Below are 13,762 nucleotides of genomic sequence, written 5' to 3' on the forward strand. Positions count from 1 at the left end.
AAAGCCCCGCACGTGGCGGGGCTTCGGCGGGCATTACATGCCCAGCAGCATGCGGTGCGGGTTCTCGAGCTGGTTCTTGATGTCGACCAGGAACAGCACCGCGTCCTTGCCGTCGATGATGCGGTGGTCGTAGCTCAGCGCGATGTACATCATCGGCGCGGCGACGACCTGGCCGTTCTCGACGATTGCACGCTCCTTGATCGCGTGCATGCCGAGGATCGCCGACTGCGGCGGGTTGATGATCGGCGTGGAGAACAGCGAACCGAAGGTGCCGCCGTTGGTGATCGTGAAGGTGCCGCCCTGCAGGTCCTCGAGCTTGAGGCCGCCCTCGCGCGCCGCCTTGGCGTACCCGTCGATGGCCTGCTCGACTTCGGCGAAGCCCATCGACTCGGCGTTGCGCAGCACCGGCGTGACCAGGCCCTTGTCGGTGGACACCGCGATCGAGATGTCGGAGTAGCCGTGGTAGATGATGTCGTTGCCGTCGACCGAGGCGTTGACCAGCGGATAGCGCTGCAGCGCGTTGGCGGCGGCCTTGACGAAGAAGCTCATGAAGCCGAGCTTGATGCCGTAGGCGTTCTTGAACGCCTCGCCCTGCGCCTTGCGCATGTCCATGACGGCCTTCATGTTGACCTCGTTGGAGGAGGTCAGCATCGCGGTCGAGTTCTTCGACTGCATCAGGCGCTCGGCGATGCGCGCGCGCATGCGGGTCATCGGCACGCGCTCCTCGGCACGGTTGCCGCTGGCCTTGCCGACACCGGCGTTCTTCGCGTAGTTCAGCAGGTCTTCCTTGGTCACCGCGCCGCGGCGGCCGGTGCCTTCGACCTGCGACGGATCGATGCCTTCCTTCGCCGCGGTGAAGCGCGCGCCCGGCGGCAGGTCGTTGCCTGCTGCCGACTTCGACGCCGGCTTGGCGGCTTCGGCCTTGGCCTGGACCGGCTTGGCCTCGGCGGTCGCCGCGGCGTCGTTCTTGGCGTCGGCGCTGGCATCGGCCTTGGACTTCGCGTCGTCCTTGTTGCCGCCGGCGGCGCCCGCCTCGACGATCGCGAGCACCTGGTCGCTGGTCACGGTCGCGCCCGAGTCGAACTTGATCTCCTTCAACACGCCGTCGACCGGTGAGGGCACCTCCAGCACGACCTTGTCGGTTTCGAGATCGACGAGGTTCTCGTCACGGCTGACCGCGTCGCCGGGCTTCTTGTGCCACGTGGCGATGGTGGCGTCGGAAACGGATTCGGGCAGGACCGGAACTTTGATCTCGGTGCTCATGGGGCTGTCATCCTGGATGGCGTGGTAAGGGAAGGGCGAGAGGGAAGCAGGTACCGACGGATCACTCGGGGCAGTTTTCGCCCTGGAGCGGATTGACCAGCGCGTCGGCGACCAGCTTGGTCTGCTCGGCGACGTGGTCGGAGAAGTGGCCGGCCGCAGGCGACGGCGAGCGCAGCCGCCCGGCGTAATGCAGGGACTGCTTGTCACCGAGGCAGGCGGTCAGGTGGTGGCGGATCTGATACCAGGCGCCCTGGTTCTGCGGCTCTTCCTGGCACCAGACCACGTCGGCGGCCTTGCCGAAACGCTTGAGCTCGGCGGCCAGCTCCTCGCGCGGGAACGGGTACAGCTGCTCGACCCGCACGAGGGCGACGTCGTCCGCACCGCGCTTCTCGAGGTCTTCGACCAGGTCGTAGTAGACCTTGCCCGAGCACAGCACCACGCGCTTGACCTTCTTCGCGTCGGCCTTCGCATCGGGAATGAGCTTCTGGAAGCCACCGCCGGCGAGTTCGTCCAGCGTCGACACCGCGAGCTTGTGGCGCAGCAGCGACTTGGGCGTCATCACCACCAGCGGCTTGCGGGTCGGCATGCGCATCTGCCGGCGGATCATGTGGTACGCCTGCGCCGGCGTGGTCGGCACGCAGACCATCATGTTGTCCAGCGCGCACAGCTGCAGGAAACGCTCCAGGCGTGCGGAGCTGTGCTCCGGGCCCTGGCCTTCGTAGCCGTGCGGCAGGAACAACGCCAGGCCGCACAGCCGGCCCCACTTGGCCTCGCCGGACGACAGGAACTGGTCGATCACGACCTGGGCGCCGTTGGCGAAGTCGCCGAACTGGGCTTCCCAGATGTCCAGCGTCATCGGGTCGGCGGTGGAGTAGCCGTACTCGAACGCCATCACCGCCTCCTCGCTGAGCAGCGAGTCGATGATGGTCAGGTCGGTCGGGTTCTTGACCAGCTGGCGCAGCGGCAGGTGGTAATCGTCCGTCGCCTGGTCGTGCAGGATCGCGTGGCGATGGAAGAAGGTGCCGCGGCCGCTGTCCTGACCGACCAGGCGCAGCTTGTAGCCTTCGCTGAGCAGGGTCGCGTAGGCGAGGTTCTCGGCGAAGCCCCAGTCGCCGGCCTGTTCACCGGCGGCCATTCTGCGGCGGTCCTCGTAGATCTTGGCCACGCGCGGGTGCAGCTTGACCTCGTCCGGGATGTGGTTGATCGCGGCGGCCAGTCCGTCCAGCGCGGCACGGTCGAAGGCGGTGTCGACCGGGTCGGACAGCTTGCCGGTCAGGTAATTCGACCAGTCGATGGTGAACTCGTCATCGCGGCTGTCGGCCAGCTCGGTGGTGACCACGCCCTGGTCGAGCTTGTCGCGGTAGGCATCCGACAACGCCTTGGCGTCGTCGTCGGACAGCGTGCCCTCGGCGACCAACTGCTGCGCGTAGAGGTCGCGCGGGGTCTTGTGCTTGCGGATCACCTGGTACATCAGCGGCTGGGTCGCGGCCGGCTCGTCGGCCTCGTTGTGGCCGTGGCGGCGGTAGCAGACCAGGTCGATGACCACGTCCTTGCCGAACTCGTTGCGGAAGTCGAGCGCCAGCTCGGCGCAGAACACCACTGCCTCCGGGTCGTCGCCGTTCACGTGCAGCACCGGGGCGCCGACCATCTTGGCGACGTCGGTGCAATACAGCGTGGAGCGCGCGTCCTGGCGCTCGGAGGTGGTGAACCCGACCTGGTTGTTGATGACGATGTGGACCGTGCCGCCAACCGCGAAGCCGCGCGCCTGCGACATCTGCAGCAGCTCCATCACCACGCCCTGGCCGGCGAACGCGGCATCGCCGTGCATCAGCACGGGCAGCACCTGGCCCCGGCCCTTGTCGCCGCGACGGACCTGGCGCGAACGCACCGAGCCGGCGACCACCGGGTCGACGATCTCCAGGTGCGAGGGGTTGAACGCCAGCGCCAGGTGGACCGCGCCACCCGGGGTGGCGACATCGGCCGAGAAGCCCATGTGGTACTTCACGTCGCCGGTGTGGGCGAGGTCGGAATGGACATGCTCGAACTTGCCCTCGAACTCGTCGAACAGCTGCCGCGGCGGCTTGCCGAGGGTGTTGACCAGTACGTTGAGGCGGCCGCGGTGGGCCATGCCGATGACCACGTCCTTGATGCCCTGCTCGCCGGCACGGCGGATGGTGGCGTCCATCAGCGGGATCAGGGCGTCGCCGCCTTCCAGCGAGAAGCGCTTCTGGCCGACGTATTTGGTGCCGAGGTAGCGCTCGAGGCCCTCGGCCGCGGTCAGGCGTTCGAGGATGCGCTTCTTCTGGTCGGTGCTGCGGCCGTAGTTGCCGCCGGCCTTTTCCAGCCGCTCGTAGAGCCAGCGACGCTGGCCGGCGTCGGTGATGTGCATGAACTCCGCACCGATCGAGCCGGTGTAGGTCGCCTTGAGACGGGCGAGCAGGTCACCCAGCTTCATGCGCTCGTGGCCGGCGACGCCGCCGGTGCTGAATTCCGAAGCCAGGTCGCTGCCGGACAGGCCGTGGAAGCCGAGGTCCAGGTCCGGCGCGTCAGGCTTCTCAAGCAGGCCGAGCGGGTCGAGGTTGGCGCCAAGGTGGCCGCGCGACCGGTACGCGGTGATCAGCTTGCCCACCGCACGTTCGCGCGCGTCACCGCCTCCGGCCTGGACCGGTGCGCCACTGCGCTTGCCGGCATCGGCGAGGGCATGGATCACCGCGGAGTGCGGCACGTCGCCCGCCTCGCGCCCCTTGAAGGTATCGAAGTACGCCCGCCATTTCGGACCCACGCTCTCGGGCGCGACCAGATACTGCTCATACAGGTCTTCGATGTAGGCCGCATTGGCGCCGAGCTGCGAAGACTGGGAGAACTGCTTCAGGAGACTGTCCACAATGGCAAGGGAATCTCGATGGGGAGGCGGGGCAGCCGAAGGGAGCCGCCGGGCGGCTGTTCAGGCAATCAAGAATTCGAATTATAGCCCCCGACCACCCGGTGCCGGCCAGTAAACGGATGGAAAACACCGGGCGTTTTTTGCCCTTTCCGGCCGATTCGGCGCAAAGGGTTCAGCACCGTGGGCGATTCGTGACCGGAAAGCTCACAACTGGAGGGCGCGGAACTCGCTGCAGGGCCTCGCACGCTGCCAGACGGGGTCGAACAACGCCCTCAGCTGTCGCGCACGGGCCGGTGAATCCAGCCGGCTTTCACCGTCGAAACGGTGGCCCAGCGGGCGGAACAGGAAACCACCGCGATCGTTCACCAGATACGCGGACGGATAGCCGCGGTCAGTCGGCTCTTCGATCGCGCGGAATGCGAATGCGCTGGACAGCCGTTGGCCCAGACCGATCAGCGGCGCCAGTGCGCGCTGTGGCTCCGCCGGATCGTGCAGCAGGATCTGGATCTCGCCGCCACCGGTCGCCAGGCGGCGCAGCGCGGCGACCACCTCCGGAACGTCGAGCAGCCCCGGGTCGAGATCCCGACTGTAGATGTGCACGCGGCGGCGGGCGCCGGCGATCACGCCAAGACCCGCCGCGGCGGCGGCCTCGCGGCTTTCCACCGGATTGAGGCCGTCGACCAGCAGTCGCATCGTCTGGTGCTCGATTCCCGCCTCCATGAAGCGTTCACCGCAAGGCAGGAAGCCATGCCGGGCATAGAAGCCGATCGCGGACACCTGCGCGTGCAGCGAAAGCTCGCGCCAGCCGAGCCCACGCGCCTGCGCGACGAGGGCGCCGAGCAGGGCATCGCCCACGCCGCGGCCGCGCCAGTCGGCCAGGACCGCCATGCGTCCGATCGTGTGTTTCGGGGTGAGCCTTCCGGTGCCGATCGGCTGCCCGCCGCCGTCGCGCGCGACGACGTGGTGGCACAGTGGATCGAGCTCATCCCATTCCAGAGTCAGCGGCACCCCCTGTTCCTGCACGAACACGGTCTCGCGGACCCGGCGCAGCTCCGGCAGCGCGGCCTCGTAGGCCACCGGATGCACGCTGAAGGAGGGCAGGCTCATGGCTCGCCTTCGCTGTCGTTGTCGAGGTGGTAATGCCCGGCGGCGTGCAGGTCGAACACGCAGGCGCGGCCGGCGTCGGAAAGCGCGGCCAGGTCCGCGCCGTCCAGCATGGCGAGGTCGGCGACGCGCGCCGCGTCGCGTGCGGGCAGCGAGGTTTCCTGGCCGTTGACGTACAGCCGGGCGCCGCGTTTGGCCTGGCGCCAGGCCATGCGGGAGAACGGGTGCCGTCGCAGCACCGCACCATGGCGCAGCTCGCGTTCGACGTCATCGCGGCCGGGGACGGTGTCGAAGGGAGCGACTTCGCCCCCGCTGCGATACACCGTGATGAAGCGGCCGAACCAGTCGCCGAGCCGCTCCGGGTCGTTCATCCGCAGCAGGTTGAGCGCTTCGACCACGCGTTCCATCGCCGCGGCGTCGATCTCGCCCGGGCTGCGCGGTGGCGCCAGCCCGGGGTCGCGGTAACGCAGCGCCTCGTCCGCATCGGCGGCGAGGGTGTCGACGAAGTCGCCGAGCAGCTCGGCGGCCGACGGCGCGCGCATCCCGACCGAAAAGGTCAGGCACGCATCCACCGCCACGCCGTGATGCGGCACCCCGGGCGGCAGGTAGAGCATGTCGCCGGGGCCGAGCACCCACTCGTGCGTGGGCGAGAAACGGCGGAGCAGCCTGAGCTCGGCATCGTCGCGGAAATCCAGCGGCGGCCGGTCCGATGCGTCGATCTGCCAGCAGCGCTGCCCCTGCGCCTGCAGCAGGAACACGTCGTACTGGTCCACGTGGGCGCCCACCGATCCGCCGGGCGCGGCGAACGACACCATGACGTCGTCGATCCGCCAGCGCGGCAGGAAGGCGAACGACTCCAGCAGCGCGGCGACGTCCGCATCCCATTTGTCCACGTCCTGCACCAGCAGGGTCCAGTCCTGCCGGGGCATGTCGGGGAACATCGCTTCGGGGAACGGCCCGTGGCGCAGGCTCCATCGATCGCGTGCGCGGTCGTGGGTGACGATCCGCGACAGCGCCGCCTCCTCGCAGGCGAGGCCCGCGAGGTCTTCGGGCTGGAGGGGGGGAACGAATCCCGGGAAGGCGTTGCGGATCAGCAGCGGCTTCTTTTGCCAGTAATCGCGCAGGAACGCCGCGGGCTCCATGCCCAGCGGCGGCAACGTGGCGGCGTCAACTTCGATCGGGAGCGCCGCTGCCGGCACGCTGCGCCTGCGCGTGGCCATCTCAGACCTCGCGGGCCAGTTGTTCGGCCCGGCCGATGTAGCTGCCCGGCGTCATGTCGAGGAGACGCTGGCGGGCGTCGTCGGGCAGGTCGAGGCCGGTGATGAACTCGCGCATCGAAGCTTCGTTGATGCCCTGTCCCCGGGTCAGCGCCTTGAGCTGCTCGTACGGGTTGGGCAGCCCGTGGCGGCGCATGACGGTCTGTACCGCCTCCGCCAGGACTTCCCACGCCGCGTCCAGGTCGGCGGCGAGCCGTTCCGGGTTGGCGGACAGCTTGCCCAGTCCCCGCAGCAGGGCGTCGTAGCCGATCAGCGCGTGCCCGAAACCGGTGCCGAGCGCGCGCAGCACGGTGGAATCGGTCAGGTCGCGCTGCCAGCGGCTGACCGGCAACTTGCTGGCGAAGTGCTCGAACAGCGCGTTGGCGATGCCGAAGTTGCCCTCGGCGTTCTCGAAGTCGATCGGGTTGACCTTGTGCGGCATGGTCGAGCTGCCGACTTCGCCGGCCTTGACTGCCTGCTTGAAGTAGCCCAGCGAGATGTAGCCCCAGATGTCGCGGCACAGGTCGATGCAGACGGTGTCGATGCGGCGCTGGGCGTCGCAGACCTCGGCGATGCCGTCGTGCGGCTCGATCTGGGTGGTGTAGGGCTGCCAGTCCAGGCCGAGCGAGGTGACGAAACGCTGGGCGAAGCCGTGCCAGTCGAAATCAGGGTAGGCCGCGAGGTGCGCGTTGTAGTTGCCGACCGCGCCGTTGATCTTGCCGAACATGGGGGTGGCGGCCAGGGTGTCGCGCTGCCGCAGCAGGCGGGCGACCACATTGGCCAGCTCCTTGCCGACGGTGCTCGGCGAGGCGGTCTGGCCGTGGGTCCGCGAGAGCATCGGCAGCGCCGCATGCTCGTGCGCCATTCCACGCAGCTTACCGATCAGCTCGTCGAGGCGGGGCAGCAGGACGCCCTGCCGGGCTTGGTTGAGCATCAGGGAGTAGGACAGGTTGTTGATGTCTTCGGAGGTGCAGGCGAAATGCACGAACTCCAGCGCCGGGCCCAATTCCGCGTCGTCCTTCAGGCGCTCCTTGATCAGGTACTCGACCGCCTTGACGTCATGGTTGGTAGTGCGCTCGATTTCCTTGACCCGCGCGGCGTCGTCCACCGTCAGCCCGTCGGCGAGCGCCCTCAGCCGGCCGGTCGCCTGCTGCGAAAACGGCTTGAGTTCGCCGATCGCGGGCTCGGCCGCCAGGGCCAGCAGCCACTCGACCTCGACCTTCACGCGCGCCTTGATCAACCCGAATTCGGAGAAGATCGGCCGCAGCGCGTCGACCTTGCCGGCGTACCGGCCATCGAGCGGGGACAGGGCGAGCAACTGGTATTCGGCGTTGGCGGGCATGGACGGCGGCACGTGATGGGCGGTCGCGCATTCTAGCGCGGGCCTCGTGTGCGCTCGCCGGGGCAAAGTGCCCGGTCCGTGTTTTCGAACTTTCGCGCGCCCGGCTCCTGCCTGCAAGCCGCGAAGGCACGCGATGGAGCGGCACGCGCGTGGCAACGAAGCCCCGACAGGTCCGGGCGTATCCTCGGCCGCAAACAACGGAGGAAGCCATGGCCAACCAGGACTACCGGACCGAGCACGACAGCATGGGCGAGCTGCAGGTGCCCGCCGATGCGCTGTGGGGTGCACAGACGCAGCGGGCGGTGCAGAACTTCCCGATTTCCGGCCGGCCCATGCCACGCGGCTTCATCCGTGCGCTCGGGCTGGTCAAGGCGGCGGCGGCCGAGGTCAACGGCAGTCTCGGCCTGCTGCCGAAGAACCGCGCCGGCGCCATCCGCAAGGCCGCCTTGGCCGTGGCCGGCGGCGAGCACGATGCGCAGTTCCCGATCGACGTGTTCCAGACCGGCTCGGGCACCTCGAGCAACATGAACGCCAACGAGGTCATCGCCGCGCTCGCGTCGCAGACCGTGCGTGGGAAGGCCGTCCACGCCAACGACGACGTCAACCTCGGCCAGAGCTCGAACGACGTGGTCCCGACGGCGCTGCGGGTGTCCGCCCAGCTGGCGGTGGTCGAGGACCTGCTGCCGGCGATCCAGCACCTGCGCAGGACCATCGACCGCCGCGGCCGCAGCCTCGGCAAGGTCACCAAGACCGGACGCACGCATTTGATGGACGCGATGCCGCTGACCTTCGGCCAGGAGTTCGGTGCGTGGTCGGCGCAACTGGCCTCGGCCCAGGCGCGAGTGGAAGACACTCTCAAGCGCCTGCGAAGACTGCCGATCGGGGGCACCGCGATCGGCACCGGCATCAACGCCGATCCGCGGTTCGGCCATGCGATGGCGCGTGCGCTGTCGCAACTGGCCGGCACCCGCTTTGAATGGGCCGACAACAAGTTCGAGGGCCTAGCCTCGCAGGACGACGCAGTCGAACTGTCCGGCCAGCTCAACGCATTGGCGGTCGCGCTGATGAAGATCGCCAACGACCTGCGCTGGATGAATTCCGGCCCGCTGGCGGGGTTGGCGGAGGTCGAGTTGCCGGCGTTGCAGCCCGGCAGCTCGATCATGCCCGGCAAGGTGAACCCGGTGGTGCCCGAAGCGGCCTGCATGGTGTGCGCGCAGGTGATGGGTCACCACACCGCGATCACCGTGGCCGGGCAGAGCGGCAACTTCCAGCTCAACGTGATGCTGCCGCTGGTTGCGGCCAACCTGCTGGATTCGATCCGCCTGCTGGCCAACGTGATGCGACGGCTCGCCGACGCCACCATCGACGGGCTCCAGGTGCGTCGTGACAAGGTCGCCGAGGCGCTGGACCGCAACCCGATCCTGGTGACCGCGCTCAATCCGGTGATCGGCTACGAAAAGGCCGCGGCGATCGCCAAACAGGCCTACCGCGAGGGCAGGCCGGTGCTGGACGTGGCAGTGGAGGCGACCGGCATGCCGGCCAAGGAGTTGCGCCGGCTGCTCGACCCCGCCGCGCTGACCCGCGGCGGCATCCAGGGCTGACGCTAGGGCGTGGCGGTTTCGGCGGCCGCTTCGGCCTGCACGGCCTCGGAGTCGGGATCGCCGTCGCGGACGGCTGCCTGGATCGATTCGCGGATGCCGCTGCGGATGTCGTCGCGCACCTCGGCCTGCCGGGCGCGGTTGTCGCGTCCGCTGTCGCGGCACTCGTCGATGTCCGCGGCCTCCATCGTCGCGTAGGGACGGAACTCGGGAAGCGAGGCGGCGAGCTGCTGCTGGGTTTCCAGCATCGCGGGCAAGCCGTCGCACAGCTTGAGCGCCTCGGCCTCGATCTTCGCGGCCTCGGCCTCGATGCGCTGCTCGAAATCGGCGCCGCCACCGGTAAAAACGTTCTTCAGCGCTTCGCCCGCGGCCTGGATGCCCAGGTCGGCGCCCTTGGCGCCCAGGGTCATGCCGGTCTCCACCAAGTTGACCACGTGGCCGCGGTAGTCCAGCAGCAGAGCGCGCTGCTCCGGCGTCACGGCGACCGGCTCGCCGCCGATCAGCAGGTCGCCCCCAGGGCTGATTTCGGCCTTGGGCAACCGGTTGCCGTCGGCGTCCCGCGGGGCGCTGCGGCTGATGTTGGTGCCGCCGATGTGGATATCCATGTCGCCACCGATGCCGAGGTTGCCCGTGGCGATCTCCTCGCGGGCTTCCCCGAGGGCGCTTTCGATGGTGCGCCCCAGGGCGGTGCGTGCGCCGGTCGAGGCGGTTTCCCCCGTGGCCGGTGGAGCGGGTTCATCGGCGCTGCAGGCGGCCATCAGCGGGATGATGGCGAGGCAGGCGACAAGGGCGAAGCGGTGTGTACGGGTCATGGTCGGGTCCCTGCGGTCAGAGCGAGGCGAATTCTTTCTGCATCAGGTTTTCGCAATCATCGACATCGCCGGGTTCCACCGTGGCGTAGGGCCGGAACTGCGGCAGGCTGGACGCCAGTTGCTGCTGCGAGGCCCGCACGGCCGGCAACTGCCGGCAGATGTCGCGCATGGCGGGTTCGAGCTCCTGCTTGACGACCCGCTCGATACGGCGCTCCAGCCGGCCGCTCATGGCTCCGAACACCAGGCCGATCCACGACGAGTCCTCGACCTCGGCCAGTGCGACGTCGGCGGTGCGCTGGCCGGCGTCGATGCCGGCCAGGGCGATCCCGATCACCTGGCCACGGTAGGCCAGCAGCTGCCGGCGTTGCCCGGCATCGATGGTCTGCGCCTCGCCCTCGATCAGAAAGTCGCCCTGCGGAGTGATTTCGGCGCGGGCCAGCGGGTCGGAGTCGGCCTTGTCGTGGTTGCCGAACTGCAGGCTGTTGTCGATGCGCAGGTTTTCGGTCTGCAGTTCGTGCCGGGCTTTGGCCAGGTCGGCGGCGACCTCGCGCCGCGCCTCCCCCATTTCGCGGCTCATTTCGGCACCGATGCCGGTGGGGCTGGTGGTGGCGGGAGTGGACTCCCCGGCCGTTGCGGCCAGTGGAAGCAGCAGGCACAAGGTCAACGCGGCGCTTGGGATGTTCATGTGCACGTCCTCGAGTGGGTCGGGGTCAGCCTTCGTCGCGCCAGCGGCGCAGGCGGATCGCGGCGAAGATCATGGCGGCGCCGGCGGCCACGCCGATCCACAGGTTGGGGCTCAGCAGCGCCGACCAGGAGGCTTTCACGACCAGCAGGCTGGCCAGCTGGTTGGCCCCTTCGAAGTCGGCGCCGTCCAGTTGCGCCACGTCCACCCAGGTCCCCGGCACGACGCTGAACAGCATGCGGGCGACGACGTTCTTCCAGAACCAGCTCGACTCGAGGTTGAACACCTGCATCAGGTCGAACCAGGTCACGAAGATGCCGGTGAACAGCGGGATCATGATGGCCCAGAGGAACGGCTTGCTGCGCGACCATGCCGAGCAGAGCAGCAGCCAACCGACGGTCGGCAGGGCCCAAAGCGCGTAGACCGGAATCGAGGCCACCAGCTGCAGCGCAACCATCAGCGGGCTGCCGGGACCCCAGATCAGGGTCATCGGGTTGCCGTTGTGCACCAGCGCGACCACGCTGATGACCAGGAGGAAGGCGAACATCGTCACCAGTGCCGCGCCGACCGCGATGGCGGGGGCGACCAGCGTCGCGCTGGCGACCTTGGACAGCACCGTGTCGCGGTCCGACAGCGGCAGCGACTTCCAGAACAGCACGCTGCGGTCCTTGCGCTCGTCGTACAGCGCGCCCAGGCAGTAGAAGAACACCACGAAGGCGAGCACGATGAACGGCCAACTCGCGGCCATGAACATGCTCACGTCGACCACCGGGGCCAACTCGCGCAGTTGCTCGGGCCCGAGCTTGTTGGTCAGGTAGCCGAGGTCCAGGCCATTGATCATGACCTCGCCGTCGAACTCGCCGTCGGCGAGCGCGCGGCGCGTGGCGACCTCTCCGACGATGATCGCCATCACCGTGAGCAGCAGCGACACGCCGCCGGCGATCAGCGGGGCCCAGAAGAAGCCGCCCTTGTGCTCCCAGAACTCGCGGCGGAGCAGGAGCCTGAACTTGTGGGTGGGGTGGGTGGCCGCCGTCGCTCGCGGCGCGGCCGGAAGGGTGGTGTCGAGGGCGTTCATGCGTAGGTCCCCTTCATGGTGGCGACGAACAGGTCGGCCAGGCCCGGCGTACGGGACTCGCCGAGACCGGCCAGCCGTTCGCGCGGTACGCCGTCGAACAGCATCACGGTCTTGCCGAACGGCAGCGCGCGTTCGTCGATGGGTTGCAGCGCGCGGGCGGCTTCGGCCTGGTCGGCGTTGACCATGACCTCGGTGAAGCGCTCGCCCACCACCTCCATTTCGCTGTTGAGCACCACCTTGCCGTCGCGGATGAACATCACGTCGGTCAGGATGTGCTCGACCTCCTCGACCTGGTGGGTGGTGATGAGGATGGTCTTCTCGTCGTCGAAGTAGTCCTCCAGCAGGCGCTGGTAGAACTGCTTGCGGTACAGGATGTCCAGACCGAGGGTCGGCTCGTCGAGCACCAGCAGCTTCGCGTCGATCGCCATCACCAGGGCCAGGTGCAGCTGCACGATCATGCCCTTGGACAGCTCGCGCACCTTCATCTGCGGCTTGAGCTGGGTGCCCGCGAGGAAGCGTTCGCAGCGGGCGCGGTCGAAGCGCGGGTGGACGCCGGCGACGAACTCGATCGCTTCGCGGACCCGGATCCAGCGCGGCAGCACCGCGACGTCGGCGATGAAGCAGACATCGCGCATCAGCTCGTCGCGCTCGGTGCGCGGGTCACGGCCGATGACGCTCATCCGGCCTTCGAACGGGATCAGCCCGAGCATGGCCTTGAGCGCGGTGGTCTTGCCAGCGCCGTTGGGGCCGATCAGGCCGACGATGCGCCCGGCGGGGATATCGAACGAGGCGTTGTCGAGCGCGAGCTTGTTCTTATAGGCCTTGCGCAGGCCACTCGCGCTGACCACGGTGCCGGTGTTCGCCGGGGTGGCGAGGGTGGCGGCGTTCATTGCGCACCCGCCTTGGCCGGGGTGGCCGCCAGCAGCTCTTCCTTGCTCAGCCCCAGGCGCAGGATGCGCTCCAGCACCAGCGGCCACTCCTCGGTGAGGAAGCGTTCGCGCTCGTTGACGAGCAGTTTCCTTGCGGCCTCTTCGGTCACGTACATGCCCAGACCCCTTCGCTTTTCGACGAGTGCCTCGTCCGCCAGTTCCTGGTAGGCGCGCGAGACGGTGATTGGATTGAGCTGGTACTCGGCGGCGACCTGCCTGACGGAGGGCAGGGCATCGCCGGGTTTGAGTACGCCGTCGAGCATCATTGCGACGACGCGCTCCTTCAGCTGGCGGTAGATGGGAGCGCCATCGCTCCATTGGATTGCGGTCATGGGTCAACCCCGCGGGACAAAGGAGAAGTACGGCATGACAAGCGTCTGCCGGCGGTTGCGCGTCGTCCCTGTGGAGCGCGTGGAGGTGGGTTCGGATTCGAGCCGCTCGGCTGCGGCGGCCTCGATCGCGGTGGCCAGAACCTGGGCGGCGTTGATTTCCTGCGCCATCGGAGTACCCGCCAGGGCGGGCCCGGAGGGTTGGCCGGGAAGCAGCGGTGCCGCGACGACCAGCCCCATCACCAGCAATGCGCCGCTGGCCGTGAGGGCAAAGAGCGTGTTGTGGAGCTTGCGGTTCATGGTGAACATCCTGCTCGTTGGTAGACCGGTGTTGTATGCAACTATAACACCTAAACACAGGCGGTCAAGCACTTCGGACCCAACTGAAGTCATGGTCCGGAAGCGGGCAGGCCTACAGGGATGAATCGGCGTGATTGCCGCGGCAGCGCGTGCTCGCGACAATGGGTGCCTTCCGCCACGCTGGCGTC

At 68.3% G+C, this 13,762-nt stretch carries 12 protein-coding genes; 1 reads left to right on the plus strand and 11 read right to left on the minus strand.

All coding sequences use genetic code 11. The features are described from left to right. Positions 1-33: 33 nt before the first annotated feature. The 5 genes from sucB to purB form a co-directional block, all read right to left on the minus strand. On the minus strand, positions 34-1,263 hold the full coding sequence (gene sucB, locus U8331_RS07145) for a dihydrolipoyllysine-residue succinyltransferase (protein ID WP_481130383.1): 1,230 nt from the start codon (positions 1,261-1,263) through the stop codon (positions 34-36). A 61-nt stretch (positions 1,264-1,324) separates the two neighbouring features. Then, entirely contained in the window at positions 1,325-4,147 is a 2,823-nt protein-coding gene (locus U8331_RS07150; protein WP_481130384.1) for a 2-oxoglutarate dehydrogenase E1 component, read from the minus strand. Positions 4,148-4,351: 204 nt separating this feature from the next. Beyond that, positions 4,352-5,254: a GNAT family N-acetyltransferase gene (locus U8331_RS07155; RefSeq protein ID WP_481130385.1), complete on the minus strand. Its 903-nt coding sequence runs from the start codon at positions 5,252-5,254 to the stop codon at positions 4,352-4,354. Continuing rightward, positions 5,251-6,471, minus strand: a complete 1,221-nt coding sequence (locus U8331_RS07160) for a JmjC domain-containing protein (protein WP_481130386.1) — start codon at positions 6,469-6,471, stop codon at positions 5,251-5,253. The genes U8331_RS07155 and U8331_RS07160 overlap by 4 nt, the downstream gene beginning before the upstream one ends. A gap of 1 nt (position 6,472) precedes the next feature. Next, positions 6,473-7,849 carry an adenylosuccinate lyase gene (purB, locus tag U8331_RS07165; protein ID WP_481130387.1) on the minus strand — a complete coding sequence of 459 codons (1,377 nt, stop codon included), beginning with the start codon at positions 7,847-7,849 and terminating at the stop codon, positions 6,473-6,475. A 209-nt stretch (positions 7,850-8,058) separates the two neighbouring features. Between purB and U8331_RS07170 the strand changes: the two genes are divergently transcribed. After that, positions 8,059-9,450, plus strand: coding sequence for a class II fumarate hydratase (locus tag U8331_RS07170; protein ID WP_481130388.1), 1,392 nt, complete (start codon positions 8,059-8,061; stop codon positions 9,448-9,450). 2 nt (positions 9,451-9,452) lie between these two features. Here the strand turns inward: U8331_RS07170 and U8331_RS07175 are convergent, their stop codons facing one another. Genes U8331_RS07175 through U8331_RS07200 form a run of 6 tightly spaced genes read right to left on the minus strand, consistent with a single transcriptional unit; the run spans position 9,453 to position 13,574 of the window. Next, positions 9,453-10,259 carry a hypothetical protein gene (locus U8331_RS07175; protein WP_481130389.1) on the minus strand — a complete coding sequence of 269 codons (807 nt, stop codon included), beginning with the start codon at positions 10,257-10,259 and terminating at the stop codon, positions 9,453-9,455. 16 nt (positions 10,260-10,275) lie between these two features. Then, on the minus strand, positions 10,276-10,944 hold the full coding sequence (locus U8331_RS07180) for a YggN family protein (protein ID WP_481130390.1): 669 nt from the start codon (positions 10,942-10,944) through the stop codon (positions 10,276-10,278). A 25-nt stretch (positions 10,945-10,969) separates the two neighbouring features. Next, on the minus strand, positions 10,970-12,016 hold the full coding sequence (locus U8331_RS07185) for a hypothetical protein (protein ID WP_481130391.1): 1,047 nt from the start codon (positions 12,014-12,016) through the stop codon (positions 10,970-10,972). Beyond that, a complete protein-coding gene (locus tag U8331_RS07190; protein WP_481130392.1) occupies positions 12,013-12,906 on the minus strand; it encodes an ABC transporter ATP-binding protein in 894 nt (297 codons plus the stop codon). The genes U8331_RS07185 and U8331_RS07190 overlap by 4 nt, the downstream gene beginning before the upstream one ends. Continuing rightward, a complete protein-coding gene (locus tag U8331_RS07195; RefSeq protein WP_481130393.1) occupies positions 12,903-13,277 on the minus strand; it encodes a GntR family transcriptional regulator in 375 nt (124 codons plus the stop codon). Before U8331_RS07195 ends, U8331_RS07190 begins: the two co-directional genes overlap by 4 nt. A gap of 3 nt (positions 13,278-13,280) precedes the next feature. Beyond that, positions 13,281-13,574, minus strand: coding sequence for a hypothetical protein (locus tag U8331_RS07200; protein ID WP_481130394.1), 294 nt, complete (start codon positions 13,572-13,574; stop codon positions 13,281-13,283). Between the last annotated feature and the right edge of the window lie 188 nt (positions 13,575-13,762).

It is taken from the genome of Lysobacter sp. CC-YZS074 (genome assembly GCF_056739745.1).

Bases quoted from the DNA above. Each gene is read 5' to 3' on its own strand.
- sucB (WP_481130383.1), bottom strand. From the start codon at position 1,263: ATGAGCACCGAGATCAAAGTTCCGGTCCTGCCCGAATCCGTTTCCGAC.
- U8331_RS07155 (WP_481130385.1), bottom strand. From the start codon at position 5,254: ATGAGCCTGCCCTCCTTCAGCGTGCATCCGGTGGCCTACGAGGCCGCG.
- U8331_RS07160 (WP_481130386.1), bottom strand. From the start codon at position 6,471: ATGGCCACGCGCAGGCGCAGCGTGCCGGCAGCGGCGCTCCCGATCGAA.
- purB (WP_481130387.1), bottom strand. From the start codon at position 7,849: ATGCCCGCCAACGCCGAATACCAGTTGCTCGCCCTGTCCCCGCTCGAT.
- U8331_RS07170 (WP_481130388.1), top strand. From the start codon at position 8,059: ATGGCCAACCAGGACTACCGGACCGAGCACGACAGCATGGGCGAGCTG.
- U8331_RS07175 (WP_481130389.1), bottom strand. From the start codon at position 10,259: ATGACCCGTACACACCGCTTCGCCCTTGTCGCCTGCCTCGCCATCATC.
- U8331_RS07180 (WP_481130390.1), bottom strand. From the start codon at position 10,944: ATGAACATCCCAAGCGCCGCGTTGACCTTGTGCCTGCTGCTTCCACTG.
- U8331_RS07185 (WP_481130391.1), bottom strand. From the start codon at position 12,016: ATGAACGCCCTCGACACCACCCTTCCGGCCGCGCCGCGAGCGACGGCG.
- U8331_RS07190 (WP_481130392.1), bottom strand. From the start codon at position 12,906: ATGAACGCCGCCACCCTCGCCACCCCGGCGAACACCGGCACCGTGGTC.
- U8331_RS07195 (WP_481130393.1), bottom strand. From the start codon at position 13,277: ATGACCGCAATCCAATGGAGCGATGGCGCTCCCATCTACCGCCAGCTG.
- U8331_RS07200 (WP_481130394.1), bottom strand. From the start codon at position 13,574: ATGAACCGCAAGCTCCACAACACGCTCTTTGCCCTCACGGCCAGCGGC.